General features: G+C 65.7%; 25 protein-coding genes and 3 tRNA genes. 11 read left to right on the forward strand and 17 right to left on the reverse strand.

Annotated features, from left to right (window positions below; genetic code table 11):
* Nucleotides 1–109 precede the first annotated feature (109 nt).
* The 5 genes from N5D20_RS05810 to N5D20_RS05830 all read left to right on the forward strand — a co-directional run bounded on the left by N5D20_RS05810 (nucleotide 110) and on the right by N5D20_RS05830 (nucleotide 4414).
* Complete coding sequence (locus N5D20_RS05810) at nucleotides 110–2605, forward strand: heavy metal translocating P-type ATPase (RefSeq protein ID WP_017511447.1); 2496 nt, start codon at nucleotides 110–112, stop codon at nucleotides 2603–2605.
* A gap of 15 nt (nucleotides 2606–2620) precedes the next feature.
* Nucleotides 2621–3100 (forward strand): Cu(I)-responsive transcriptional regulator, encoded by a 480-nt coding sequence (gene cueR, locus N5D20_RS05815; protein WP_012614052.1) that lies wholly within the window; start codon nucleotides 2621–2623, stop codon nucleotides 3098–3100.
* A 15-nt stretch (nucleotides 3101–3115) separates the two neighbouring features.
* Nucleotides 3116–3454 carry an ISC system 2Fe-2S type ferredoxin gene (gene fdx, locus N5D20_RS05820; RefSeq protein WP_012614051.1) on the forward strand — a complete coding sequence of 113 codons (339 nt, stop codon included), beginning with the start codon at nucleotides 3116–3118 and terminating at the stop codon, nucleotides 3452–3454.
* A gap of 223 nt (nucleotides 3455–3677) precedes the next feature.
* Entirely contained in the window at nucleotides 3678–3950 is a 273-nt protein-coding gene (locus N5D20_RS05825; RefSeq protein ID WP_012614050.1) for a glutaredoxin, read from the forward strand.
* Nucleotides 3951–4045: 95 nt separating this feature from the next.
* Entirely contained in the window at nucleotides 4046–4414 is a 369-nt protein-coding gene (locus N5D20_RS05830) for a MauE/DoxX family redox-associated membrane protein (RefSeq protein ID WP_223656233.1), read from the forward strand.
* A gap of 74 nt (nucleotides 4415–4488) precedes the next feature.
* On the opposite strand, the gene N5D20_RS05835 is transcribed toward N5D20_RS05830, so the two are convergent.
* Together N5D20_RS05835 and N5D20_RS05840 are read right to left on the reverse strand one after the other, a co-directional pair.
* The gene (locus N5D20_RS05835) at nucleotides 4489–4683 is read right to left on the reverse strand and encodes a heavy-metal-associated domain-containing protein (protein WP_012614049.1); all 195 of its coding nucleotides are present in this window, start codon (nucleotides 4681–4683) and stop codon (nucleotides 4489–4491) included.
* Between the two features lie 100 nt (nucleotides 4684–4783).
* Nucleotides 4784–5002, reverse strand: coding sequence for an Lrp/AsnC ligand binding domain-containing protein (locus N5D20_RS05840; RefSeq protein WP_017511446.1), 219 nt, complete (start codon nucleotides 5000–5002; stop codon nucleotides 4784–4786).
* Between N5D20_RS05840 and N5D20_RS05845 the strand changes: the two genes are divergently transcribed.
* Entirely contained in the window at nucleotides 5001–5597 is a 597-nt protein-coding gene (locus tag N5D20_RS05845) for a VOC family protein (RefSeq protein ID WP_017511445.1), read from the forward strand. The genes N5D20_RS05840 and N5D20_RS05845 overlap by 2 nt on opposite strands.
* 320 nt (nucleotides 5598–5917) lie before the next feature.
* Nucleotides 5918–6811 (forward strand): LysR family transcriptional regulator, encoded by an 894-nt coding sequence (locus tag N5D20_RS05850; RefSeq protein ID WP_012614048.1) that lies wholly within the window; start codon nucleotides 5918–5920, stop codon nucleotides 6809–6811.
* Between the two features lie 26 nt (nucleotides 6812–6837).
* On the opposite strand, the gene N5D20_RS05855 is transcribed toward N5D20_RS05850, so the two are convergent.
* Nucleotides 6838–7131: a helix-turn-helix transcriptional regulator gene (locus N5D20_RS05855; protein WP_024082527.1), complete on the reverse strand. Its 294-nt coding sequence runs from the start codon at nucleotides 7129–7131 to the stop codon at nucleotides 6838–6840.
* A gap of 104 nt (nucleotides 7132–7235) precedes the next feature.
* On the opposite strand from N5D20_RS05855, the gene N5D20_RS05860 reads away from it, so the two are divergent.
* Nucleotides 7236–7877 carry a LysR substrate-binding domain-containing protein gene (locus tag N5D20_RS05860; protein ID WP_012614047.1) on the forward strand — a complete coding sequence of 214 codons (642 nt, stop codon included), beginning with the start codon at nucleotides 7236–7238 and terminating at the stop codon, nucleotides 7875–7877.
* Nucleotides 7878–7943: 66 nt separating this feature from the next.
* Here the strand turns inward: N5D20_RS05860 and N5D20_RS05865 are convergent, their stop codons facing one another.
* Entirely contained in the window at nucleotides 7944–9887 is a 1944-nt protein-coding gene (locus N5D20_RS05865; protein ID WP_012614046.1) for an integrase arm-type DNA-binding domain-containing protein, read from the reverse strand.
* Between the two features lie 226 nt (nucleotides 9888–10113).
* Nucleotides 10114–10189 (reverse strand) — tRNA-Gly (locus N5D20_RS05870).
* A 130-nt stretch (nucleotides 10190–10319) separates the two neighbouring features.
* On the opposite strand from N5D20_RS05870, the gene N5D20_RS05875 reads away from it, so the two are divergent.
* Nucleotides 10320–10721, forward strand: coding sequence for a hypothetical protein (locus tag N5D20_RS05875; protein WP_197578867.1), 402 nt, complete (start codon nucleotides 10320–10322; stop codon nucleotides 10719–10721).
* Nucleotides 10714–11142, forward strand: a complete 429-nt coding sequence (locus N5D20_RS05880; RefSeq protein WP_043402948.1) for a hypothetical protein — start codon at nucleotides 10714–10716, stop codon at nucleotides 11140–11142. The genes N5D20_RS05875 and N5D20_RS05880 overlap by 8 nt, the downstream gene beginning before the upstream one ends.
* A gap of 21 nt (nucleotides 11143–11163) precedes the next feature.
* Here N5D20_RS05880 and N5D20_RS05885 read toward each other — a convergent pair whose 3' ends face one another.
* Genes N5D20_RS05885 through N5D20_RS05900 form a run of 4 tightly spaced genes read right to left on the reverse strand, consistent with a single transcriptional unit; the run spans nucleotide 11164 to nucleotide 15419 of the window.
* Nucleotides 11164–12084 carry an HlyD family efflux transporter periplasmic adaptor subunit gene (locus N5D20_RS05885; protein ID WP_159359979.1) on the reverse strand — a complete coding sequence of 307 codons (921 nt, stop codon included), beginning with the start codon at nucleotides 12082–12084 and terminating at the stop codon, nucleotides 11164–11166.
* The gene (locus N5D20_RS05890; protein ID WP_197578866.1) at nucleotides 12081–12809 is read right to left on the reverse strand and encodes an ABC transporter ATP-binding protein; all 729 of its coding nucleotides are present in this window, start codon (nucleotides 12807–12809) and stop codon (nucleotides 12081–12083) included. Before N5D20_RS05890 ends, N5D20_RS05885 begins: the two co-directional genes overlap by 4 nt.
* A gap of 10 nt (nucleotides 12810–12819) precedes the next feature.
* The gene (locus N5D20_RS05895; protein WP_197578865.1) at nucleotides 12820–13959 is read right to left on the reverse strand and encodes an ABC transporter permease; all 1140 of its coding nucleotides are present in this window, start codon (nucleotides 13957–13959) and stop codon (nucleotides 12820–12822) included.
* Nucleotides 13956–15419, reverse strand: coding sequence for an efflux transporter outer membrane subunit (locus N5D20_RS05900; protein ID WP_197578864.1), 1464 nt, complete (start codon nucleotides 15417–15419; stop codon nucleotides 13956–13958). The genes N5D20_RS05895 and N5D20_RS05900 overlap by 4 nt, the downstream gene beginning before the upstream one ends.
* Before the next feature lie 190 nt (nucleotides 15420–15609).
* Here N5D20_RS05900 and N5D20_RS05905 point away from each other — a divergent pair, with 190 nt between their 5' ends.
* Nucleotides 15610–15957: a hypothetical protein gene (locus N5D20_RS05905; protein WP_052148843.1), complete on the forward strand. Its 348-nt coding sequence runs from the start codon at nucleotides 15610–15612 to the stop codon at nucleotides 15955–15957.
* Between the two features lie 67 nt (nucleotides 15958–16024).
* Here N5D20_RS05905 and N5D20_RS05910 read toward each other — a convergent pair.
* The 8 genes from N5D20_RS05910 to kdsB form a co-directional block, all read right to left on the reverse strand.
* Nucleotides 16025–16100, reverse strand: a tRNA-Gly gene (locus tag N5D20_RS05910).
* A 115-nt stretch (nucleotides 16101–16215) separates the two neighbouring features.
* Nucleotides 16216–17322, reverse strand: coding sequence for an NAD(P)/FAD-dependent oxidoreductase (locus N5D20_RS05915; protein WP_197578863.1), 1107 nt, complete (start codon nucleotides 17320–17322; stop codon nucleotides 16216–16218).
* A gap of 138 nt (nucleotides 17323–17460) precedes the next feature.
* Nucleotides 17461–17536: transfer RNA gene (locus N5D20_RS05920), tRNA-Gly, on the reverse strand.
* Between the two features lie 115 nt (nucleotides 17537–17651).
* Nucleotides 17652–18278: a CDP-diacylglycerol--glycerol-3-phosphate 3-phosphatidyltransferase gene (pgsA, locus tag N5D20_RS05925; protein WP_012510614.1), complete on the reverse strand. Its 627-nt coding sequence runs from the start codon at nucleotides 18276–18278 to the stop codon at nucleotides 17652–17654.
* 18 nt (nucleotides 18279–18296) lie between these two features.
* A complete protein-coding gene (gene uvrC, locus N5D20_RS05930) occupies nucleotides 18297–20141 on the reverse strand; it encodes an excinuclease ABC subunit UvrC (protein ID WP_010486074.1) in 1845 nt (614 codons plus the stop codon).
* On the reverse strand, nucleotides 20138–21550 hold the full coding sequence (locus N5D20_RS05935; RefSeq protein WP_057503600.1) for a hypothetical protein: 1413 nt from the start codon (nucleotides 21548–21550) through the stop codon (nucleotides 20138–20140). Before N5D20_RS05935 ends, uvrC begins: the two co-directional genes overlap by 4 nt.
* Nucleotides 21547–22035, reverse strand: coding sequence for a low molecular weight protein-tyrosine-phosphatase (locus tag N5D20_RS05940; RefSeq protein WP_019337178.1), 489 nt, complete (start codon nucleotides 22033–22035; stop codon nucleotides 21547–21549). The genes N5D20_RS05935 and N5D20_RS05940 overlap by 4 nt, the downstream gene beginning before the upstream one ends.
* Complete coding sequence (gene kdsB, locus N5D20_RS05945; protein WP_197578862.1) at nucleotides 22032–22805, reverse strand: 3-deoxy-manno-octulosonate cytidylyltransferase; 774 nt, start codon at nucleotides 22803–22805, stop codon at nucleotides 22032–22034. The genes N5D20_RS05940 and kdsB overlap by 4 nt, the downstream gene beginning before the upstream one ends.
* Nucleotides 22806–22876 lie beyond the last annotated feature (71 nt).

Raw genomic sequence — 22876 nt, forward strand, 5'->3', positions numbered from 1 at the left:
CACCGGGTCATTTCTGAAACCTGACAGCATCCGAAAAAGCGCTTGACCTTCCCACGATGGTAAACCCTAAGCTCCCTCCATGTCGAATTTCAACTATGGGAAGCACACCATGAGCATGGCAACAACGAGTAGTGCTGGCGCCCAAGCAGCGGCAATCAGCCTGCCCATCGAGGGCATGACCTGCGCAAGCTGTGTCGGCCGAGTCGAGGCCGCCCTTGCCAAGGTCGAGGGCGTGGCAAGCGTGTCTGTCAATCTCGCCACCGAGCGAGCGGACATTCGCCTGAACCGTCCTGTCGATCGCATGGCGCTGATCCAGGCGATCGAGAAGGTAGGGTACGACGTGCCTCAGGGCACCATCGAGCTGGCGATCGGAGGCATGACCTGCGCTTCGTGCGTGGGCCGCGTCGAGAAGGCGCTCAAGGCGGTGCCGGGCGTCACTGAGGCTGTGGTCAATCTGGCGACCGAGCGCGCTACCGTGCGTGGCGTAGCATCCGTGCAGGATCTGATTGCTGCTGTCGATAAGGTCGGCTACGAGGCCAGCCCGGTCGATACAGGCATGCAGGCCGACGAGGAAGCTGCCGAGAAAAAGGACGCCGAGCGCGCCGAACTCAAGCGCGACCTGACCCTGGCCGCCGTGCTGGCGCTGCCTGTGTTCGTGCTCGAAATGGGCTCGCACATGATTCCCGGCATGCACGAGTGGGTGGCTTCCACCATTGGCATCCAGCAGAGCTGGTATCTGCAGTTCGTGCTGACCCTGCTGGTGCTCGCCATTCCGGGCTGGCGCTTCTATGAGAAGGGCTTCCCGGCGCTGTTCCGCCTGGGTCCCGACATGAACTCGCTGGTCGCGGTCGGCACGGCCGCGGCCTTCGGTTATTCGATGGTCGCCACGTTCGCGCCCAGTCTGCTGCCGGCCGGCACGGTGAACGTGTACTACGAGGCGGCAGCCGTCATCGTGGCGCTGATCCTGCTGGGCCGCTTTCTTGAGGCACGGGCCAAGGGCCGCACCTCCGAGGCCATCAAGCGCCTGATCGGCCTGCAGGCCAAGGAGGCGCACGTGCTGCGCGACGGCCGCATCGTGGACATCCCGATCAACGACGTGGCGCAGGGCGACATCGTGGAAGTGCGCCCCGGCGAGCGCGTGCCGGTCGATGGTGAAGTGACCGAGGGCCGCAGCTTCGTGGACGAGTCGATGATCACCGGCGAGCCGATTCCCGTCGAAAAGGCGGAAGGCAGCACCGTGGTCGGCGGCACCGTCAACCAGAAGGGTGCGCTGACGCTGCGTGCCACCGCCGTGGGCGGTCAGACCATGCTGGCGCAGATCATCCGCATGGTCGAGCAGGCGCAAGGTTCCAAGCTGCCGATCCAGGCCGTGGTGGACAAGGTGACGCTGTGGTTCGTGCCCGCCGTCATGCTGGCCGCGGTGCTGACCTTCCTGGTCTGGCTGGTGTTCGGCCCGTCGCCCGCGCTGTCCTTCGCGCTGGTCAATGCCGTGGCGGTGCTGATCATTGCCTGCCCTTGCGCCATGGGTTTGGCGACGCCGACCTCCATCATGGTCGGCACGGGCCGGGGCGCCGAGATGGGCGTGCTGTTCCGCAAGGGTGAAGCCCTGCAACTGCTCAAGGACGCCAAGGTGGTGGCCGTGGACAAGACCGGCACGCTGACCGAGGGCCGCCCGGTCCTGACCGACCTGGAGATTGCCGACGGCTTTGACCGCAACCAGGTGCTGGCGAAGGTCGCCGCTGTCGAATCGCGCTCGGAGCATCCGATCGCACGCGCCATCGTCGAGTCGGCCGTGGAAGGTGGCATCGCGCTGCCGACGATGACAGACTTCGATTCGGTCACGGGCATGGGCGTGCGCGCCACCGTGGACGGCGCGCGTGTCGAGGTCGGTGCCGATCGCTTCATGCGTGAGCTGGGGTTGGACGTGGGCAGCTTCGCTCGCACGGCCGAGCGCCTGGGCAACGAGGGCAAGTCACCGCTGTACGCCGCGATCGACGGCCGGCTGGCCGCCATCATCGCGGTGGCCGATCCGATCAAGTCCAGCACGCCCGCGGCCATTGCCGCGTTGCACCAGCTCGGCCTGAAGGTGGCGATGATCACCGGCGACAACGCGCGTACCGCGCAGGCCATCGCCAAGCAACTGGGCATCGACGAGGTGGTGGCCGAAGTGCTGCCCGAGGGCAAGGTCGAAGCCGTGCGCCGGCTGAAAGCCAGCCACGGCCAGATCGCCTACGTGGGCGACGGCATCAACGACGCCCCGGCGCTGGCCGAGGCCGACGTGGGCCTGGCCATCGGCACCGGCACCGACGTGGCGGTGGAGTCGGCCGACGTAGTGCTGATGTCGGGCAACCTGCAGGGCGTGCCCAACGCCATCGCGCTGTCCAAGGCGACCATCGGCAACATCCGCCAGAACCTGTTCTGGGCGTTTGGCTACAACACGGCCCTGATCCCGGTGGCCGCTGGCGTCCTGTACCCCGCATACGGTGTGCTGTTGTCGCCGATCTTCGCGGCTGGCGCGATGGCGCTGTCCAGCGTGTTCGTGCTCGGCAACGCGCTGCGCCTGCGCCGCTTCCAGCCGCCGCTGGCGGCGGATACCGCTCATTGAGAAAGGAGGAACACCATGAACATCGGTGAAGCATCCAAGGCCTCGAAGGTCTCGGCCAAAATGATCCGCTACTACGAGCAAATCGGTCTGATCCCTCCGGCTGACCGCACCGATTCGGGCTACCGCGCCTATACCCAGGACGACGTTCACCGGTTGCATTTCATCCGGCGTTCGCGCGACCTCGGCTTCTCGGTGGCCGAGATCACGGACTTGCTGGGACTGTGGAATGACAAGTCGCGCCAGAGTGCTGATGTAAAGCGTCTGGCCCAGCAACACATCGACGAGTTGGACCGGCGCATCGAGAGCATGCTGGAGATGGCCGCGACGCTCAAGGCGCTGATCCGGTGTTGCGCCGGCGACGAACGGCCCGACTGCCCGATCCTGCACACGCTGGAGCAGCCCGATATCAGTGACAACAAGCCCGAAGCGCGCACTGGCGCAGTGCCGCGCCGCGCGCGAGCCAACGCAGCAGGAAAAAAGCCGTGTGCGCACTGAGCAGCCAGGAGAGATATGCCCAAAATCACCGTCTTGCCCCATCCTGAACTGGCGCCTGAGGGAGCCGAACTGAACGTGCCAGCAGGCACTTCGATCTGCGAGGCCCTGCTGGACAACGGCATCGAGATCGAGCATGCCTGCGACATGAGCTGTGCCTGCACGACCTGTCACTGCATCGTGCGCAAGGGGTTCGATTCTCTAAACGAAGTCGAGGAATGCGAGGACGATCTGCTCGACCGGGCCTGGGGACTGGAGGCGCAGTCGCGGCTGAGCTGCCAGGCCATCGTTGCGACCGAAGACCTGACCGTCGAGATCCCCAAGTACACGATCAACCATGCCAAGGAGAACCACTAGGAGCCTGCGTGCTGCCTCAGGCGCACCGGCCTGCGGCAGGGTTGCTCTGGCAGATGGAGGACTGACGGCATTGCCGCCAGATAACCAACCCGTGGGCCAGACCAACCCGCGAGCCAGGTGTCTACACTCCCTTTGCACGGTCGTCGGTTAGGCTGGAAAGGTCATCAACGTCCTTAAATCCGTGACGGCCGGCCCATGGAAAGTCCCACAGGAGAAGTCCTGCATGTCTGCGCCCAAGCTAGCCACGCTCTACCGAATGGTCATGCCCGGCCATACCTGCCCCTACGGGCTGAAGTCGCTCGATCTGCTCAACCGCAAGGGCTACGAGGTCGAGGACAAACACTTGGCAAGCCGCGAGCAGACGGATGCGTTCAAGAAGGAGCATGGCATCGAGACCACGCCCCAGGTCTTCATAAACGGGCGGCGCGTGGGCGGCTACGACGACCTACGCAAATTCTTCGGCATGTCCGTGAAGGACAAGAACGCCGTGACCTAGACCCCTGTGATCGCGCTGTTCGCCACGGCGGCCGCAATGGCGCTGGCGGCGAGCTGGGCGGCCTTCGGCCAAGTCTAGAGCATTCAGGCGGCAGAGTGGTTCGTGGCCTTTGCCATGTGCCTCCTGGCGCTGCAGAAGCTCAAGGACGTGGACGGCTTCGCGACGACCTGCTGGCCAAGCGCTGGGTTCGGTATGCCTATTTCTACCCGTTCGCGGAGGCCATCGCAGGCGTCCAGATGGTCGCGGGCGTGGGGATGTGGGTGTCGATTCCGTTGGCGCTGTTCATCGGGACCGTCGGGGCCGTGTCGGTTTTCAAGGCGGTCTATGTCGATCGCCGGGAACTCAAGTGCGCCTGCGTGGGCGGGGACAGCAACGTGCCGCTGGGCTTCGTGTCCCTGACCGAGAACCTGATGATGGTGGCGATGGCCCTGTGGCCAAGGTCGGCCTACCTTGGGATGCACTGAGCGCCGCGCCAGGTACGGCGCAGCGCACGTGCTCGCATCGGCCGTCCTGTGTGCATGCCGGCCACGATGCGGTGTTACTGCGCGCGCGGCGGGAAGCCAGCTTCGCTCAGGGCCGCGGCGATCTGCTCTTGCGAGGCCGAGGTCTGGACCTCGACACGGCGGGTCGGCGGGTCCGTGACGATCTTGGCGTTGGGGTCGATCATTTGGATCGTTTTCGTCACAGTGCGGGCGCAGCCGCCGCAGGTCATGTCTTCGAGATGGAATTGCATGGAAAACTCCTTTCGGGTTGGGGTGTTTGAAGTGTGCTCCTTGCCACCGTTGGAAGGTCAATCGCTATTTGCATCCCCGCCACACCAACCGGCCGAATGCTCATAGGGGCAAGGCCGTGGTGCTCTTTACGCGATCCAGCACGAAGCTGGTCTTGCAGTCCTGCACGCTGGGGTGCTTGAGCAGCGTGTCGAGCACGAAGCGGGAGTAGTGAGCCATGTCCATGACGACCACCCGCAGCAGATAGTCCATGTCGCCGGTCAGCGCATGGCACTCCACAACCTCTGGCCAGTTCTGGACAGACGCGCGGAACACGTCCATGGGATTGCGCTTGTGCGAGTCGGAGTACTGGGCCGACTTCTACACGAAGTTCTTCAACTTCCAAGAGATCCGCTACTTCGACATCAACGGCGAGTACACCGGCCTAGCCTCCAAGGCGATGAGCGCGCCGGACGGCCTGATCCGCATCCCGCTGAACGAGGAAGCACGCCAGGGCGGCGGCCAGATTGAGGAATTCTTGATGCAGTTCAGCGGCGAGGGCATCCAGCACATCGCCCTGCTGTGCGACAACCTACTCGATGCGCTCGACCGCGTGCAGATGGCCGGTATCCCGCTGCTGACCGCCCCCAACGACATCTATTACGCAAACTTGGAAAAGCGCCTGCCCGGCCATGGCCAGCCCGTACCCGAGTTGCAGGCGCGCGGCATTCTGCTCGACGGCACGACCGAAGGCGGCCAGCCCCGCCTGCTGCTGCAGATATTCTCCGAGCCGCTGCTTGGCCCGGTGTTCTTCGAGTTCATCGAGCGCAAGGGCAACTACCGCGAGGGCTTCGGCGAAGGAAACTTCGGTGCCTTGTTCGAGTCGATGGAACGCGACCAGATCAACCGTGGCTCGTTGGAAATCAACCCGGCCTGATTTGGGCCTTTCCATGAAGGCAGAGCGCCTTCAGTCCTACATCTCGCGAGCCCCTCTGTGGGCTCGCGCTACTTTGGCGTCAGTACTGCCTTAGCCGCTCAAGCATTGAGCGGGTTGGCTTCGGCGTCACGTTCCGAAACAGTTGCTACCGCCCTTGACTTGAGTTAATACATGAACATATGTATTCTTATTCAGATACACCGATGGCCTTTTTCCTCGCCCTGAAGAGGGACCCAGCACTACGTCGCCCCCTCTAAGCGCACTTCGGCAGCAATGCGCCGTGGCCAACCCAATGACCAGGATTGCTGAAGGACGTGCCCATGGAACTTCGTCATTTGCGCTGCTTCGTGGCTCTCGCCGAAGAGCTGCATTTCACCCGTGCTGCGGAGCGCTTGCACATCGAGCAGCCGCCGCTGTCCCGCACGATCAAGGAATTGGAAGACGAACTGGGGGTGCTGCTCTTTGACCGCGATCGGCGGGGAACGCGGTTGACGCCAGCGGGCACCACCTTCCTTCAGGACATTCGCAGGCTGTTCACCAACCTGGAGCAGGCACGAGAAAACGTCAGGGCGATCGCCGCAGGCCTAAGAGGCAGCGTGCGCATCGCCATCTCCGATGGCGCCATCGACCCGCGGCTGTCTGCACTTCTTGCCCTGTGCCGCCAGGAGGAGCCGGAGATCGAAATACGGCTCTCCGAGGTCACCCTGGCGGAACAGTTGCGGGGACTGCGATCCGGCGACTTCGCGATCGGTTTCGCACACACCGCGGACGTCGGCGACGGACTGGTGACGGAGCCCATCTGGCAGGACCCGCTGGTGGTGACCGTGCCGATCCGGCACCCGTTGCTGGCCCACAAGGAAGTGTCGCTACGTGAACTCGTGAGTTACCCGCTGGTGATGTGCGATCCGCAGCTTTGCGAGGGCTACTGCCGCGAATTGACCCGGCTGCTACATCCCCTGGAGCGCGAGTCCACCATCGTTGAGCATGTCTCGTCGCTGGACATGATGCTCACATTGGTCGGAGCTGGTTACGGCATCGGCTTCGCAACGGCGACCCGAATCGCGGCGTGTCAACGTCCCGACGTGGTGATCCGGCCGTTGGCGCTCGATTCGGCCGTCATCATCACCTACCTGCTTCGGCCCGAAGGCGGTAGCGGACTATCCGCACCCGTAGAGCGCTTCATCGAGCGTTTGCGTTCGCCAAAGAGCGATTAGCTACGACGCCTGCGCCACATCCGGCGTCACGCATCGCCCTGAAGGTAGAGGTTGCGCTCCGTGGCCGTCATCAGTTCGGCCGAGCTGATCTTGAGAGCCAGGGAAATTTTTAGAATGAGAGCGAGTGTCGGCATGTGCTCGCCGCGCTCAATCTTGCCCATGTGCGAGCGCGCGATCCCCGCCAAGCCCGCGAACTCATCCTGAGCAATCCCCTGAGCCAGGCGAGCGGCTCGCACCGCTTGCCCGAACGCCAACGCCGGTGCGGACTCATAGGTGGTTACTCCGGCGGGCCGTCCAGGCCGAATAGTGCGCTTCTGCATTCGCAGAAGCGTCATGGAATCACTGATCTTTAACCACGTTAAAGATATCTCTTGAGTATGATGTCGGCTGCTCTTTTCGATCCCGTTGCCTCTTGGGGGCATCCATGCACAACGCCATCAGACCGTCCCCGAATTTCACACTCGCCATAGCGCCAGGTGTGCCGTCTTCACGGCTGTCGGCGCTGCTTGCACTGCAGCGAGCGCACGAGCCGGGTGTCGCGATCGCCGTGCGTGAAGTTTCGGATCAAGAGCTGGTAACGGGCCTGCATGAGGGCCGCTACGACGCGGGGCTATCTCTTAGCAGTGCGGGGGATCACCTGACGAGTAGCCGGAGGCTGTGGTGCGAAAGCATGGCCGTCGCGATACCACCGCGGTTCCGTTTGGTTGATCAGGCGAAGCTCACCATCTCCGATCTTCAGGACTATCCAATCTATCGCTGGCAGGCGGAGGCTTGTCCCTTGCTGGACGAGAGGTTGGCCTCCCTGATGCCAGTGGACCAAGAGAACATCCTGCCTGCAACTTCATTCGAGATGATGGCGCTGTGGGTTTCAGCCGGCTACGGCATCGGCGTATGCGCGCAATCGCGCATCGAGCGTGCCCATCAATGGGGGGTAAGCATGCGACCGCTCGCCGATGGCCCCTATGAGATCGTGACGTACCTCCAACGGCCCCACGCGCAAGCAGATTCTGCTGCCAAGCGTTTCGAGCGCAGGGCGCTGCAGATCGCCGAGGCAGGCGCCCTGTAGCAGGCACTCCTATAGGCCGGAGCCGTCTCATCCCGGCCATAGGTTGCAGCATGGGACTAGACCGGACTAGACCCCTTCAAGCACCGCTGCGCTGTCCACCAGTCGGCGGACGCTCTGCCGCACGTCCTCGGGGATGGGCCGCGGGGCAACGGCCTCGGGCACATCCGCATGGTGCTGGTAGTCGCCCATGAGAACCCGGATGATTGCGGGCACGTTCGTTGGCGTGACCGCATCAATGGCCGCACGATCACCCAGGTCGGGGTGAGGCTGGGTCAGCATGCGGTACAGGTCCCACGAATCGGCGTGCGGGCATTGGTTCATGAGCACTTGGGCCAGCTTGTGCTTGAGCGGCACCAGTTGCCAGTCGGGAACCCGCTGCCCCCGGTTGCCCAGGCTGATCGACAGCAGCTTGCCCGCCTTCAGCTCGCGGTTGATCTGGTCCTTGGACTTCCCGGCCAGCTTGCCGAACAGCGGGACCGGCAGATTGTTCGGCGACTCGTAGATGGCCAGCATTTCCTCGCGCTCGCGCTGGATCGCGGAGACTTCCGGCTCCGGGGCATGCACCGGAGGCGGCGGCACCTGCGACAGCCGCTGGAACATGATTCCGCCGCTGTTGGGGGTCACGACGATAGGCGTGGCCACCACGGGCGGCACGCCGGGGACAACAGGCTCAGCAGTCGTGGAGACCGCGCCCACCACTTCCTCCACTTCCGCCATTGCCGGCACCCCGTCGATACGGATGGTCAGATGCGCGCTCGCGGCTTCGACTTCACCCTGTTCGAGCAGGTCAAGACGGTCTGCCCAGTCCTGCATCATGCGACGCCGAGGCTCCACGTACTTGGCGTGGTTGTAGGCCGAACTCACCTTGTTGGGGTCGGAGTGCGAAAGCTGAGCGTCCACCCAAATCTTCGGGTATCCGATCTCGTTGAGCGCGGTCGAGATGGTGCCGCGGATGCCGTGGCCGGTCAGGCGCCCCTCGTAGCCCATGAGCTGCACGGCCTTGTTGAGGGTGTTCTCGCTGATGCGCTTCTTGAGTTCGCTGCGATGCGACAGCAGGTACTTCTGCGCTGGACGCATCACGCCCAGGAGATAGCGCACGATCTCGATGGCCTGCAGGGACAGGGGCACGATGTAGGGCGGCACGTCCTGCGGCCGCTTGCCGGCCTTGCGCATTTCGTCCTGGAGTTGCTTGACGACCTGCGGCGGGATGATCCACAAGCCGCGGTCGAGGTCGAATTGCTCAGGCTCGGCCAGGCGCAACTCGCCCGTGCGCACCCCCGTCAGGAACAGCAGCCGGACGCCAAGCTGGGTCTGCCAGCCCCGGGGGTTGTAGCGCCGGAGCTTCTGAAGGAACTCGGGCAGCTCGGGCAGGTGCAGATAGGGGTTGTGGGCCACCGGGGGCTTGGGCTCGGCCACCACGTCCAGGTCCGCGGCCGGATTGACTTCCAGCCCTTCGGCGATGACCAGGGCATAGCGGAACATCTGGTTGAACCAGGTGCGGACCTTCTCGGCGGTGGTGAACGCCTTGCGTTTCTCGATCGCCGCCACGACGCCCACGAGCTGGGGCCGTCGAATGTCGTAGATCGACATCTTCCCCAGGGTAGGCAGCACGTCCTTGTTGAAGATGCGCAGGATCTGCGAAAGCGTGCTCTGACGGCCTTCCTTGAGTTCCTTGCGGCGATGCTCGACCCAAGCATCGAAGACGTTCTTGAAGGTGTATTCGCCCGCCAGCTTGGCCGCGTGCCGGCGCTGGTCGCGTTCGATTTGGGGATCAATGCCCTTGGCGAGCAGAACCTGAGCCTTGTCCCGCTCGGCGCGGGCCTCGCGCAGACTGAGGGCGGGATAGCCACCCAGGGACATGCGCTTTTGCTTGCCCAGCCAGTAGTATCGGAAGATCCACGACTTGCCGCCTGCGGCAGAGACCATCAGGCCCAGGCAGTCGTTATCGGAGAGGGTGTAGCGCTTGCCGGTGGTTCTTGCCTGCCGGACTGTCAGATCAGAGAGTGCCATTTCGAGGCTCCTAAGTTATGACTTAGGCCTAATGCTCGTCATGGTTCCCGCTCAGCCCCAGCAACTATCCGGTAGCCGTCCCAACCGTATTCTTGTGCCTCAATTGGTCACTCAAAAACGGTAGCTGTGGGTGGATTTCCGTGGCGCTCGCTGGAATGAAAAAAGGGGCCAAAGCCCCTCTTTTCAACGACTTACAGACGTCAGTAGAAGTCTGTAGATCACTATCTGGAGCGGGAAACGAGACTCGAACTCGCGACCTCAACCTTGGCAAGGTTGCGCTCTACCAACTGAGCTATTCCCGCAGATTCCGTTCGACCTGCGTCGAAGGAGCGCTATTGTGTCCAAATTCCTTCACGCCGTCAACAGTCTTCACATCGTGCGGTCACGGGCGTCCGCACTGGGGTACGCTGCCCCGCCCGGCCCCGTTCGCCCATGTTCCTTCGCGGCACGCCCCTGTTGATCGCCCTGCTGCTGCACCTGCTGGTGGCGTTGCTGTATTGGGTACTGATTCCGCTGGGGATGAACGGGTATCGCGACCATTTCGGCTTCACTTCCCATCGTGACATCGGCCTGGGCATCGCCCAGTTTTATCTGTTCTGGATGTTCATTGGCGCCCAGCCGCTGATCGCGGTGCTGCGGCCGCTGTTTGCCAAGCTGCTGGTGCTGGCGATTCCCCTGGCGTTCGCAACCTGGACGCTGATGCACAACCACCCGCTGCGCCTGCTGTACTTCACCATCGGGCCCGGCCTGCTGGCACTGGCCGCGATCGTCACATCCGCATGGTACGCATCACGCAGCCGCCTGCGTGCCACCCCGGACATCGCCGATGCCTAGACGCTACATCCGCCTGTTCTGGTTGCTGGTCGCGCTCACTTGGCTGGCGCTGATCGCCGCACTGGTCAATGCCGGCTTCACTCCGGACTACTGGCTGCTGCATCGTCTGGAAGGCGCCGAGCTGCCCTACCCGACCAGCACCGTCATCGTGTTCGCGTTGCTGGGTACGGTTGAACTGGTCGTGGCCGCCTTGATCGTGCGCCCCTGGAAACTGAAGCGGCTGTGGCTGCGCCTGCTGATCGCCTTCGTTCTGCTGCTGGCGTGGTCGGTACCGTGGATGCTGTCCGCGATGCACCAGCCGCCCGTACACGGCATGCACCTGCTGTGGTTGCTGCTGCTGGACGTGGGACTGCTGCTGGCACTGTGCCTGGTGTCGGCGGTGAGCGCGTGGCGGACACTCAGGCATCGAAAGGGCCCATAGATGCCCCCCCCAACGCCAGGCCTACTTCAGGAACTCCACCCGCACGTGCTGGCCGAAGCGCGCCTTGGCTTGCCCGTCGAACTCCAGCACGCACTCCACCACCTTGGCCACGCCACGCCCTGCATCTTCAGGCAGGCGTGCCTGCGCGAACACCGGGCTGATGCGCACCACGCGCGCGGATGGCAGCGTGCCGGTGTTCTCGGCGCCATCGCTGTCCGGCACCACGGTGGCCTGCATGCCCACCTGCACGGCATCGGCATAGGCGGCGCTGAGTTCGGCACGCACCTGCAGCGGGCGCGCCGGCAACAACGAGATCGCCGGCTTGCCCGCCTGCACGAAGGCGCCAAGGCCCGGTACCTGGCCGACCACGGTGCCGGCTTCCGGTGCGCTCAACGACATCTGCTGCAATTTAAGCCTGGCGTGTTCCAGCTTGTGCTGGGCCATGTCGACCTGCGCACCGGCCACGTCGACATCGGCGCGCACACCGGCCAGCTGCTGCTTGGCCGCATCGGCCTGCTGGTTGGACGACACGCCTTCGCTGGCGCCGGTGGACAGGCGGGTGGCGTTGCGCTCCAGCTCGCGCAGCTGCGCCTGGCTGCCCTTCAGGCGGTCATTGGCTAACGCCAGGTCGGCGGTGGCCATTGCGACTTCCTGCTGCAACAGGGCGCCATCCAGCGACAGCAACAGCTGCCCCTTTTTCACCACGGCGCCTTCCTTCACCGGCGCAGCGGTGATCGAGCCATCCACCGGCGGCGCCAGTGCGATCAGCCCGCCTTCGACGTCGATGATGCCGCGCGCCACCGCGACCTTGCCGGCGGCGGCAGCATCAGTCTTGCCCGAAGGCGCCGGTGCAGCCGCGGGCGCTTCCTTGGAACAGGCACCGAGCAGCAATGCCGCGGACAGGGCCAGGCTGAGGGGAAGCAGGTGCGACGTCTTGGTCATGGGGCGGACTCTACAGTTTCGTTCTGGCGGCGGTCATCACGGACCATGCCGTCTTCCATGGCGATCACCCGATCGGCATGCCGGATCAGGCGCGGATCGTGGCTCACGCACAGCACGGTGGCGCCATGCGCGCGTGCGTAGCGATGCAGGATGTCGATCACGCGCTGGCCGTTCTCGGCATCCAGCGCGCTGGTGGGTTCATCGGCGAAGATCAGCGTCGGCGACTTGGCAAACGCGCGGGCAACGGCCACACGCTGCTTCTCACCGCCGGACAACTGCGCCGGGCGCATGTGGCTGCGATGGCTGAGGCCGACCTCCTCCAGCGCCTTGCGGGCCAGGGGCTCACTTTCACGATTGCTCATGCCGCGGTAGCCCAGTGGCAGCTGCACCTGCTCCAGCGCGGTCAGTGCCGGGAACAGGTTGAAGCCCTGGAACACGAAACCGACATGGTGCAGGCGGAAACGCTCCACTTCGCTGCGGCTCATGTGGCCCACATCCTGGCCGAGTGCGTGCACACGGCCACCATCGGGCGCGGACAAGCCGGACAGCAGCGACAGCAGCGTGCTCTTGCCGCAGCCGGACGGGCCGGATACCAGGGTCAGCTCGCCGGGATAGATGTCCAGCGAAAGGCCGCGCAGCACCGGCACCTGCACGTCGCCGGACATGAAGCCCTTTTCAAGTGCATCGGCCCGCAGAGTCGGGGCGACGGCGCGTAAGGAAGTCATCGACCGGCCCTCAACGCAGCAGCAACGATGGATCGGAGCGGACGACACTGCGTACCGCCATGATGCTGGAGAGCATGGCCATCACCGCAACCAGCGCCACGCAGCCGAGGATCACCATTGGTGTCAGCTGTACCGGCACGCGCTGGGACTGCGCGATCAACAGAACGACGGTGCTGAACGCCGCCGCCAACAACATGCCCACGCCGCCGATCAGCAAGGCCTGCTCGAACACCACCCGTGCCAGCGCATAGCGGCCGGCACCGAGTGCATTGAGCGTGGCGTACTCGCGCACCGAGCCGGCCACCACAGAGGCGAACGACTGGTTGGTGATCACCGCGCCGACGAAGCAGACAATGACCGCCATGAACAACACCGCGATACCCGCGCCGGTATCGAACAGCCAGTACTGTTGCGAGCGGCTGGCGAACTCCGACGCGGTCCAGAACTCGACCGGTGTGGCCTGGCCCATCGACGCTGCAAGGCGGTCACGCACGCGGTCGGCCAGCTCCGGCGAGCGCAGGCCGGCCACGAAATAGGTGCTGCCCTCGTGCGGATCAGTACCGGCGATGGCGCGCGCGGTATCCAGCGAGGCCAGCACGTTGACGCCACCCAGGCCACGCAGTCCCGGCTGCGCGGCAACCACACGCACGGCCTTGCCGTTGATCCAGGCGCGGTTGTTCTGCAGGTCCACGCCCAGCGTATCCAGGTCGGCGCTGTCGACGATCACGGCACCCGGTTCGCGCAGCTGCGCGCGCAGGTCGGCGGGCAGGATGCGCGCGAACATCATCGCGTCGTCGCGGGTGGAGATGCCGGACAGGTACACCGACACGTTACCGGTGCCCTGCGCACTGGAGCGCCACTCGCCATCCACCCACTCGTAGGGTTCGACGCGGGTGACATCCGGGTCCATGCGCAGGTGGCTTTCCACATCCGCGCTGATCGCATGCCCGTAGTTGACGCTCTGGGTGCCAGGGAACCCGGCCCAGATATCGGCCGAGGACGCCTTCACGTAGATCGCGGCGGTACCGAAGATGCCCAGCACCAGTGCCGCCTGCACGATCAGCAGCACTCCGGCAAAGCACATCGCCAGCACCACCGGCAGGAACCGGCGCCATTCATAGGCCAGGGTCTTGCGGGCCAGCGCGATCATTGCTGTTCGCCCTCACCCTCAGCCGGCAGCGGGGCTCCGCCGAGGGCACGGTACAACGACGCGAAGGCCAGCACGCGCGCACCCTGCGCGCCGATCAGGTCGGCCTGCGAGGCGAGCGCCGCACGTTGCGTGTCCAGCCCATCGAACTCGCTGGACAGGCCCAGCTGCACCTGCCGCGCCTGGCGCTTGACCTGCTGGCCAGCGGCATCATTGGCCACACGCAGCGACTGGATGCTGCTGTCCTGGCGCGCCAGGCTGCCCAGCGCACCTTCCACTTCGCTCACGCCTTCCAGCACCGCCTTGCGGTAGCCGAGCAATGCGGCGTCCAGCTGCTTCTCATCGGCCTGGAAACGCGCGCGGCGTTGACCCCAGTCCCACAGCGGGATATCAATGTACGGGCCGATCGACGGACTGGAATCGGAATTGGAGCGGGCGTTCTGGGTAAGGTTGTAGGCATACAGGATGGAGCCGCCAAGGCTGACCCGCGGATACATCGCGGCGCGCGCCGAACCCTTGCTGGCGGCAGCCTGCATCACCTCCGACTCGGCCAGCAGGATCTGCGGACGATGGCGCAGCAGATCGGCGGGCACCTGCTGCAACGAGAACGTGCCCAGCTTCGGCGGCGTGCGATACGCGCGCCAGGCCGGATCCGCGCCGTCACGGCCCAGCAGCAATGCCAGCGCGCGGGCCGCGTTGTCGGCGTTTTCCCGAGCCTGTGCGATGGCGGCGCGGGTGGCGGCCTGGCGTGCACGCAGGCGGTCCAGCTCGCCCGGCTCATCCAGGCGCAGGCGCTGTCGGACCAGAGCCAGTTGCTCGCCGCGGACATCCACGGTCTGTTGCCGGGCCAGCAGGTCCTGCTGGGCCTGTGCCACGGTCAGGTCCAGATAGCTGCGCACCACGTCGGCAATCACCGCCACTTGTGCGGCATTGCGCAGCGCCTCGGCATTGCCGGCCGAGGCCTGCGCGCTGAGCTGCGCACTCTCGGCGGCGCCGAACAGGCCAAGGTCCCAGATCGCTTCGATGCCGGCATGGAAATAGGTATCGACCGCAGCAGCGTCCTGCACCTGCTTTGCGCTGGCCGAGATTTCCGGCAGGAAACGCGAGTCGGAGGTGCCGGCGACGATCCGCACGGCCTGCAGCCGCAGCGTGGCCTGCTGCAGGTCGAGGTTGCCTGCGATGGCCTGGTCCACCAGTCCGTCCAGCGCCGGGTCGGCCAGCACCTTCCACCACTGCCTGGCGTCCACCGCCACACCCTGCCCCTGCGGCACCTGGGTCCAGGCGCTGGGTGTGCGATCAGGCAGGTCCGGGACGGACACCGACATGCAACCCGCCAAGGCCAGGGTTGCCAACAACGCGCCGGGGCGCAGCACTGCCTGCAGGGAGAGTCCACGCCCTGTCCTGGGCACTGCCACTGAAGTGATACGCCTGACCACCAGCCCGCCAACGTGTAGAAGGAGCATGAAGGCTACCGTGCGATTGTGGAGCGAACATGGAGAAATCGTCCGAAAAAGGTCACAGCACGCGTGCGGTTCAGGCAACGCCGACCCAGCCTTTCACTACGCTTTCAATGCGTTCCCGGCACGGAACACTGGACGACTTTCACGGCGTATTGCACATTGCGGCACTGCCTTGCTTCGATGCTGCCCGACCGTGAAACACCCTCGCCGCTGGCTGCTGATTGGCTCCATCACGACAGCGACTGTCGGTGTGATCGTGCTCGTCCTGACCACCCCACTGGTCTCGAACGCCCTGCTGCTACTGATGGAGCGCAGCAACTTCATTCCCGATGAATCTTCGATCTTCACCTTCGAGCCATATGCCATCAACCAGGGCTCGTCGAACTACTGGTTGTACGGAAAGGATCGCACCTACTACTACCACTTCACCTACGAGGATGACGTTCCCTACGTCTACATCCCGCAGGACAACCGCTGCCCCGGTTTCGACCGGCAGAATGCCCGGACCTGGTGCAGCGCCCTGCCCGGCAAGGCACGCTAGCGCGTGGGTGGTGCAACCGGTGTGACAAACGAAAAACGCCCCCTTGCGGGAGCGTTTTTCTTGAATCTGGAGCGGGAAACGAGACTCGAACTCGCGACCTCAACCTTGGCAAGGTTGCGCTCTACCAACTGAGCTATTCCCGCAGATTTCGTTCGACCTGCGTCGAAGGAGCGCTATTGTGTCGATATTGCTGCACGGCGTCAACAGGAATTTTCACCTGAAGTGAAGGGCGGCGTTCAGGCCTCCAGGACCGATACCTCAGGTCCGCAGGCCACAGCGGTGGAAGTAGACCTGCTCGGCAATGCGCCGCGTGGCCGCCGTGTGCAGCAGCGCGTTGAGCGGCCAGTCGACCTGCAGATGATCCATCGCCCAGCGCAGCAGGCGCTTTCCATGGAATGCCGGCGCCACCTGCCGCGCCACCCGTTCCGCTTCTGGCCCTTGCCCGCGCAGATGGCGGGCCATCGCCTCGCCGACCGCCCAGCCATGCCGCCAAGAGGAGTGGATGCCCCCGGCGGAGAGCGGCGAGACGATGCCCGCCGCGTCGCCGGTCAGGATCACGCGTTGGCCGGTGATCGGCCCATCCGGCCGGCCGCAGGGCACCAGGCCGGCGCGGGTGGCCGAGGGACGCGCCGAAGGCGGGATGCCGACCACATCGCGCACGTGGCCGAGGAAACCTTCAATATCCGGCGGCCGCACCTGTTGCGGGTCATGACGCAGCGCCAACCCGACCTGCAGGCCGGTTGGATTCTGCGCGACCCAGCCGATGTAACCCGGCGCGTAGCGCTTGCTGACGAAGCAGTGCAGCGCGTCGCCCTGCGTCACCTGCAGGCCGGCGAACTCACGTTCGACGCCGTAGAGGTTGTCACGCACCTGGCCGAGCCCGGTGCGCTGTGCCACGCGTGAGCGTGCACCATCAGCGCCAACCAGATAGGCACATCGCCCTGCCCCATCCACCAGCCAGCCGTCACCATTGCGATGTGCATCGGTGAAGGACTGCTGCAGGCGCAGGTCGACACCATTCGCGCGCAGTTCGCTGGCCAGCCAGCGCATCAGGTTCGGCGTATCGGTGGTGAGGAAGTAATAGCCCGGCGCGGCCAGCAACACGCTGCGCAGATTCGGCGCATACAGGCGCACGTTTGCGACGCGTTGCACGAGATGTTCGGGCATTCGCCCCAGCCAGGTCTGCTCCATCGCCTCTTTCACCACGATGCCGGTGGTGTGCAGGCGCTCGCCGGGGTCGGCCTTGCGTTCCAGCACGCAGACGCGCAGGCCGTACTGGGCAGCGGCCAATGCGCAGGCGGCACCGGCGAAGCTGGCGCCGACGATGACCACATCGTGGTCGTAGGCGGAGGGAGTGTGGGGCATTGCTGCATCGTCCTGGAGGAACACAGATGCAGCTTCGAACGGGTGCGTGGTGACGCGAAGGAGTGGCGGTGAAGTGGGGATGAAGCGGGTTCTACGCAAACGAAAAACGCCCCCTTGCGGGAGCGTTTTTCTTGAATCTGGAGCGGGAAACGAGACTCGAACTCGCGACCTCAACCTTGGCAAGGTTGCGCTCTACCAACTGAGCTATTCCCGCTTGGGAGGCGAAATTTTACCTATTCCAAGGAAGGCGTCAAGCGCTTTTTTTCAGGGTCTGCGAGATGCCCGGCGTCGCGTATCGGCGCCATGCGTGGATACGCGCATCGATGGGCTCAGTTGCCCAACTTCTTCTGCCGCGCACGCTCACGCGCGGCGCGCTCGTCATCGCGCAGGCTCGGCCAGGCTGCATGCAGGTACTGCAGGCCCGACCACAGGGTCAGCACTGCGGCAATCGCCAGGGTCCAGTCGCCGATGTGGAACACCGGCCAGCCCATCCAGATGTCTTCCACCGGTACGTTCGGGGCCACCGAGTACAGCAGGCACAGCAGCGCGACCATCTGCGCGGTGGTCTTGACCTTGCCGATCATCGCCACGCGCACCTTGGCGCGCTGGCCCAGCTCGGCCATCCATTCGCGCAGCGCCGACACCGCGATCTCGCGGCCGACGATGACCGCCGCCCAGAACGCCATCCACGGCGTCGGGTGGCCCTGCACGATCAGGAACAGTGCCACTGCCACCATCAGCTTGTCCGCGACCGGGTCGAGGAAGGCACCGAATGCCGACTCCAGCTGGTAACGGCGGGCGATCCAGCCATCGAGCCAGTCGGTGATCGCGGCCAGGCCGAAGATCGCCGCCGAAGCGAAGTTGGTCCAGGTGTAGGGCAGGTAGAACACCAGCACCAGCACCGGGATCATCACGATCCGCAACAACGTCAGCCAGGTGGGCAGGGTCAACTTCATGCTTGCGTGCTTCTCTCTCTACTCGGCCGCATCAGGCGTGGCCAACCCGTGCAGGTTAGCGTAGATACGTGCCGCGAGGGCGTCATTGATGCCTTCCACCTTGGCGATTTCCGCTTCGCCAGCGGCTTTCAGGCCGACCAGGCCGCCGAAATGCTTGAGCAGGCTGGCGCGGCGGCGGGGGCCGATACCGGGGATGTCCTCCAGCTTGCTGGTCATCCGCGCCTTCTGGCGGCGGCCGCGGTGGCCGGTGATGGCGAAGCGGTGCGCCTCGTCGCGCACCTGCTGGATGAACTGCAGCGCCGGGTTGGCCGCGCCCGGGCGCAGCTCGCGGCCGTCGGGCATCACCAGCGCCTCGTGGCCGGCGCGGCGCTCCACGCCCTTGGCCACGCCCACCAGCAGTACGCCCTCCACGCCCAGGTCGGCCAGTGCGGCCTGCGCCTGTGCCAGCTGGCCGGCGCCGCCGTCGATCAGCAGCACATCCGGCAGCACGCCCTGCTCTTCCACCGCGCGGCGGAAACGGCGGTCGATGGCCTGGCGCATGGCGGCATAGTCGTCGCCCGGCTCGATGCCGCTGATGTTGAAACGGCGGTACTGCGCGCGCACCGGACCGGCGGCGTCGAACACCACGCATGAGGCCACGGTGGCCTCGCCCAGGGTGTGGCTGATGTCGAAACACTCGACACGCTTGACCGGCTCGGCCAGGCCCAGCATGTCGCGCAGTGCATCGCTGCGCGCGTGCTGCGCGTTGCGGCTGTTGAGCTCGGTGGCCAGGGTCAGCTGCGCGTTGCGACTGGCCAGCTCCACGTAGCCGGCACGCTCGCCGCGCACGTTCCACTTCAACTGCACCTTGCGCTCGGCCGAGGCGGACAGCGCGGCGACCAGCAGATCGGCGTCGGGAATCTCGCGGTCCAGCAGGATCTCGCGCGGTGGCTCGAATTCGATGTAGTACTGCGAGACGAAGGCGGCCAGCACTTCCTCCGGGCTCTCCTCACCGTTGGTGCGCGGGAAGAATGGGCGGGTGCCAAGATTGCGGCCATCGCGGAAGGCCAGCAGCAGCACGCAGGCCTGAGACCCTTGCATGGCCACCGCCAGCACGTCCAGATCTGCGGCGCGGCCGTCCACGTACTGGCGGGTCTGCATGCTGCGCAGCGAGGAGATCAGGTCGCGCAGGCGCGCGGCCTGCTCGAACTCCAGCGCCTCGCTGGCGGCCTGCATCTGCTCGCCCAGCTCGCGGGTCAGTTCGTCGCTCTTGCCTTCCAGGAAGAGCGCAGCGCGGCGCACCGACTCGGCGTAGTCCGGCGCCGGTACCAGCTCCACGCAGGGCGCGCTGCAGCGGCCGATCTGGTACTGCAGGCACGGCCGCGAGCGGTTGCGGAACACGCTGTCTTCGCAGCTGCGCAGCTTGAACAGCTTGTGCATCAGGTTCAGCGTTTCGCGCACCGCCGTAACGCCGGGATAGGGCCCGAAATAGCGACCGGGAATGGCGCGCGGGCCGCGATGCAGGGCGATGCGCGGCCAGTCCTCGCGGGTCAGCAGCACATGCGGATAGGTCTTGTCGTCGCGCAGCGAGACGTTGTAACGCGGCGACAGCGACTTGATCAGCTGGTTTTCCAGCAGCAACGCCTCGGCTTCCGAGCGCGTCACGGTCACGTCCATGCGCGTGATCTGCGAGATCATCGACATGATCCGTGCGTTCTTCGGGCTGCCGTTGAAATAGCTGCCGACGCGGTTGCGCAGCGCACGCGCCTTGCCGACGTACAGCAGGGTGTCGTCGGCCGCGTACATGCGGTACACGCCGGGAGCGGTGCTGAGCTGGGCCGCGAAGGCCTTGCCGTCGAAGACCGGAGCGGGAACGTCGGTCATTCGCTGATCGGCACTTCGCTGAGCACGCCGCTGTCGGGATCGAAGCGCAGCACGGCATGGGCGTCGGTCTCGGCGATCCACACCGCACCTGCGCCCACGGCCAGTCCAGCCGGGCCATGCAGGCGGCGCGGCAGCGGCTGGGTGGTCAGTTCGCCACCGCCCAGGCGCAGCGTGCGCAGGCGACCGTTGCCGGTATCGGCAATCCACAACAGCGGCGCATCCGGGCTGAGCGCGATCGCCTGCGGGAACTGCAGGCTGGCGTCCGCACGCGGGCCGTCTTCGCTGCCGAAGCGCCATGGCCCCTGCCCGACCAGCGTCTGCACCAGGTCGCCGCGCAGCTGCAGTGCACGGATCGAGGAACCCAGTGCATCGGCCACGTACAGCACCTGCTGCACTACGGCCAGCGCAGTCGGTTGTGCGAACGCGGCCAGATGGCCGCTGCCATCACGCTCGTCGATGGAACCACTGCCGGCGCGCCATTGCAGGCTGCGCTGGCCCAGGTGGTAGCTCCAGATTCGGTTGTCGCCGGCCATGGCGATGTGCAGCTGGTTGTCGGCGATGGCCAGGCCGACCGGATGGTCCAGCGAGACCTGCCGGGCCTGCGCGACCGGACCTTCCACCGGCGCACCGGGGCGGCCATTGCCGCACAGCGTGTCGACGATGCCGGTCAGCAGGTTGATGCGGCGCACGGCGTGGTTGCCGGTATCGGCCACGTACAGCGCATCGCGCTCCAGCACCAGCGCCTGCGGGCGGTGGAACGCCGCTTCGGCGAGGTTGCCGTCCATGAAATCGGCGGTACCGAGGCCGAACTGGCGCAGGATGCGGCCGCCATGGCTGCATTCGAGGATGCGGTGATGGCCGCTGTCGGCGATGTAGAGGCGCTCGGTACTGACCGCCAGGCCGAGCGGGAAGCAAAGTGCCTGGCGGGGCTCCGGATGCAGCTCGCTACCGCCACGCGGCGGCGCCGACGGCGCACCCTCGCACAGCGCATTCAAGGCACGCTCCAGTTCGCCAGGTGCGCCCTGCCCGACCAGCCGCTGCTGTTCGCGGCCCTGCGCATCCAGCAGCACCAGGGTTGGCCAGGCGGTGACGCCGAAGCGGCGCCAGCCATCCCAGTCCGCATCGAGCAGGACCGGCATCGTCAGGCCCTGGCGACGCAACAGCTTCAGTGCGGCACCGGCGTCGCGCTCGAAGTCGAAGCGCGGCACCTGCAGCACCAGGGGCTGCAGCTTGCCGGGGTGGCGCGACAGCCATTGGCCGAACTCGGCCAGGCGTTGCGCGCTCCACGCGGAGGCGGCGTTGACGAACAACAGCGCCACCGGCCGACCGCGCAGTTCGGTCAGGGTGCAGGGGGTGGCATTGAGCCAGGTGGCGAACTCGGGCAGGTCCGGGACGGGCTGGACGTTCATGGCCCGATTATGCCGGAGTCGGCGTCATGCAACAGTCGTGCCACGGCACGTTTTGCAGCATTGTCCACCAATGTCCAGACCTGTTCGAAATGATCACTGCCGCCGGTGTAGGGATCCGGGATCGCCACCCGGCCCTCTCCGCCCGACCATGGCAGGTACAGTGCCAGGCGTTCGCGCTGGGCCGGCGTGGCGATACGGCCGGCATCACGCAGGTTGGCCTCGTCGGCGCACAGGATCCAGTCGAAACGTTCGAAATCCACAGCCTGCAGCTGGCGTGCACGCAGGCCGCCGATGTCCACGCCGTGCCCGGCCGCGCAGGCGATCGCACGCCGGTCCGGCGGCTCGCCCACATGCCAGTCGCCGGTGCCGGCCGAATCCACCTGCACCCGCCCGGCCAGCGGCGAGGCCTCCAGGCGTGCGCGCAGCGCACCTTCGGCCATCGGCGAACGGCAGATGTTGCCGAGGCAGACGACCAGCAGCTTCATCGTGCCGCCAGCGTCTGCAGCAGTGCTTCGGCGCGCTCCAGGTCCTCGGGCGTGTCGATGCCCGGCGGGAACGGTTCCGGCGAGATCGCCACGCTGATCGGGAAGCCCGCTTCCAGCACGCGCAGCTGCTCCAGCGATTCGACCTGCTCCAGCTGGCCCGGCGGCATCGCCGCGAACTGCTGCAGGAAACCGGCGCGATAGCCGTAGATGCCGATGTGACGCAGCCAGTTGTGACCGGCCGGCAACGTGTCACGGCTGCGTGCGAAGCCATCGCGGTGCCAGGCGATCGGCGCGCGGCTGAAGTACATCGCCTCGTTGCGCACGTTGCGCACCAGCTTCACCACGTTCGGATCGAACAGGGTTTCTGCATCCTCCACGGCGGTCGCCAGGGTCGACATCGGCGCATTGCCGTCAACCAGCGCCTGGGCCACCGCACGGATACCCGCTGCGGGTGCAAACGGCTCGTCGCCCTGCAGGTTGACCACCACGGTGTCATCTGCCCAGCCGGCGATGCGCGCGCACTCGGCCAGGCGATCGGTGCCGGAGGCATGCGAGGTGGCGGTCATTGCCACCTTCACTTCGGCCAGGCCGGACAGTGCGTCGGCAATGCGTTGATCGTCGGTCGCGACCCAGACCTCGCCGGCACCGGCCTGCAGCGCGCGGCGCGCCACATGCAGCACCAGCGGCTCACTGCCCAGCAGGCGCAGCGGCTTGCCCGGCAGCCGCGAGGCGGCATAGCGGGCCGGGATGGCGACGACGAATTCGGTCATGGGGCGGTACTCGGCAGGCTCGTTACAACGGGAATGCGGCCGGCGGCGCATGAATGCAAGCGCCGCCGTGC

The organism is Stenotrophomonas sp. GD03877, from assembly GCF_029840555.1.
GTDB lineage: Bacteria > Pseudomonadota > Gammaproteobacteria > Xanthomonadales > Xanthomonadaceae > Stenotrophomonas > Stenotrophomonas geniculata.

Bases quoted from the DNA above. Each gene is read 5' to 3' on its own strand.
- N5D20_RS05810 (WP_017511447.1), top strand. From the start codon at position 110: ATGAGCATGGCAACAACGAGTAGTGCTGGCGCCCAAGCAGCGGCAATC.
- cueR (WP_012614052.1), top strand. From the start codon at position 2,621: ATGAACATCGGTGAAGCATCCAAGGCCTCGAAGGTCTCGGCCAAAATG.
- fdx (WP_012614051.1), top strand. From the start codon at position 3,116: ATGCCCAAAATCACCGTCTTGCCCCATCCTGAACTGGCGCCTGAGGGA.
- N5D20_RS05825 (WP_012614050.1), top strand. From the start codon at position 3,678: ATGTCTGCGCCCAAGCTAGCCACGCTCTACCGAATGGTCATGCCCGGC.
- N5D20_RS05835 (WP_012614049.1), bottom strand. From the start codon at position 4,683: ATGCAATTCCATCTCGAAGACATGACCTGCGGCGGCTGCGCCCGCACT.
- N5D20_RS05845 (WP_017511445.1), top strand. From the start codon at position 5,001: ATGGGATTGCGCTTGTGCGAGTCGGAGTACTGGGCCGACTTCTACACG.
- N5D20_RS05840 (WP_017511446.1), bottom strand. From the start codon at position 5,002: ATGGACGTGTTCCGCGCGTCTGTCCAGAACTGGCCAGAGGTTGTGGAG.
- N5D20_RS05850 (WP_012614048.1), top strand. From the start codon at position 5,918: ATGGAACTTCGTCATTTGCGCTGCTTCGTGGCTCTCGCCGAAGAGCTG.
- N5D20_RS05855 (WP_024082527.1), bottom strand. From the start codon at position 7,131: ATGCAGAAGCGCACTATTCGGCCTGGACGGCCCGCCGGAGTAACCACC.
- N5D20_RS05860 (WP_012614047.1), top strand. From the start codon at position 7,236: ATGCACAACGCCATCAGACCGTCCCCGAATTTCACACTCGCCATAGCG.
- N5D20_RS05865 (WP_012614046.1), bottom strand. From the start codon at position 9,887: ATGGCACTCTCTGATCTGACAGTCCGGCAGGCAAGAACCACCGGCAAG.
- N5D20_RS05875 (WP_197578867.1), top strand. From the start codon at position 10,320: ATGTTCCTTCGCGGCACGCCCCTGTTGATCGCCCTGCTGCTGCACCTG.
- N5D20_RS05880 (WP_043402948.1), top strand. From the start codon at position 10,714: ATGCCTAGACGCTACATCCGCCTGTTCTGGTTGCTGGTCGCGCTCACT.
- N5D20_RS05885 (WP_159359979.1), bottom strand. From the start codon at position 12,084: ATGACCAAGACGTCGCACCTGCTTCCCCTCAGCCTGGCCCTGTCCGCG.
- N5D20_RS05890 (WP_197578866.1), bottom strand. From the start codon at position 12,809: ATGACTTCCTTACGCGCCGTCGCCCCGACTCTGCGGGCCGATGCACTT.
- N5D20_RS05895 (WP_197578865.1), bottom strand. From the start codon at position 13,959: ATGATCGCGCTGGCCCGCAAGACCCTGGCCTATGAATGGCGCCGGTTC.
- N5D20_RS05900 (WP_197578864.1), bottom strand. From the start codon at position 15,419: ATGCTCCTTCTACACGTTGGCGGGCTGGTGGTCAGGCGTATCACTTCA.
- N5D20_RS05915 (WP_197578863.1), bottom strand. From the start codon at position 17,322: ATGCCCCACACTCCCTCCGCCTACGACCACGATGTGGTCATCGTCGGC.
- pgsA (WP_012510614.1), bottom strand. From the start codon at position 18,278: ATGAAGTTGACCCTGCCCACCTGGCTGACGTTGTTGCGGATCGTGATG.
- uvrC (WP_010486074.1), bottom strand. From the start codon at position 20,141: ATGACCGACGTTCCCGCTCCGGTCTTCGACGGCAAGGCCTTCGCGGCC.
- N5D20_RS05935 (WP_057503600.1), bottom strand. From the start codon at position 21,550: ATGAACGTCCAGCCCGTCCCGGACCTGCCCGAGTTCGCCACCTGGCTC.
- N5D20_RS05940 (WP_019337178.1), bottom strand. From the start codon at position 22,035: ATGAAGCTGCTGGTCGTCTGCCTCGGCAACATCTGCCGTTCGCCGATG.
- kdsB (WP_197578862.1), bottom strand. From the start codon at position 22,805: ATGACCGAATTCGTCGTCGCCATCCCGGCCCGCTATGCCGCCTCGCGG.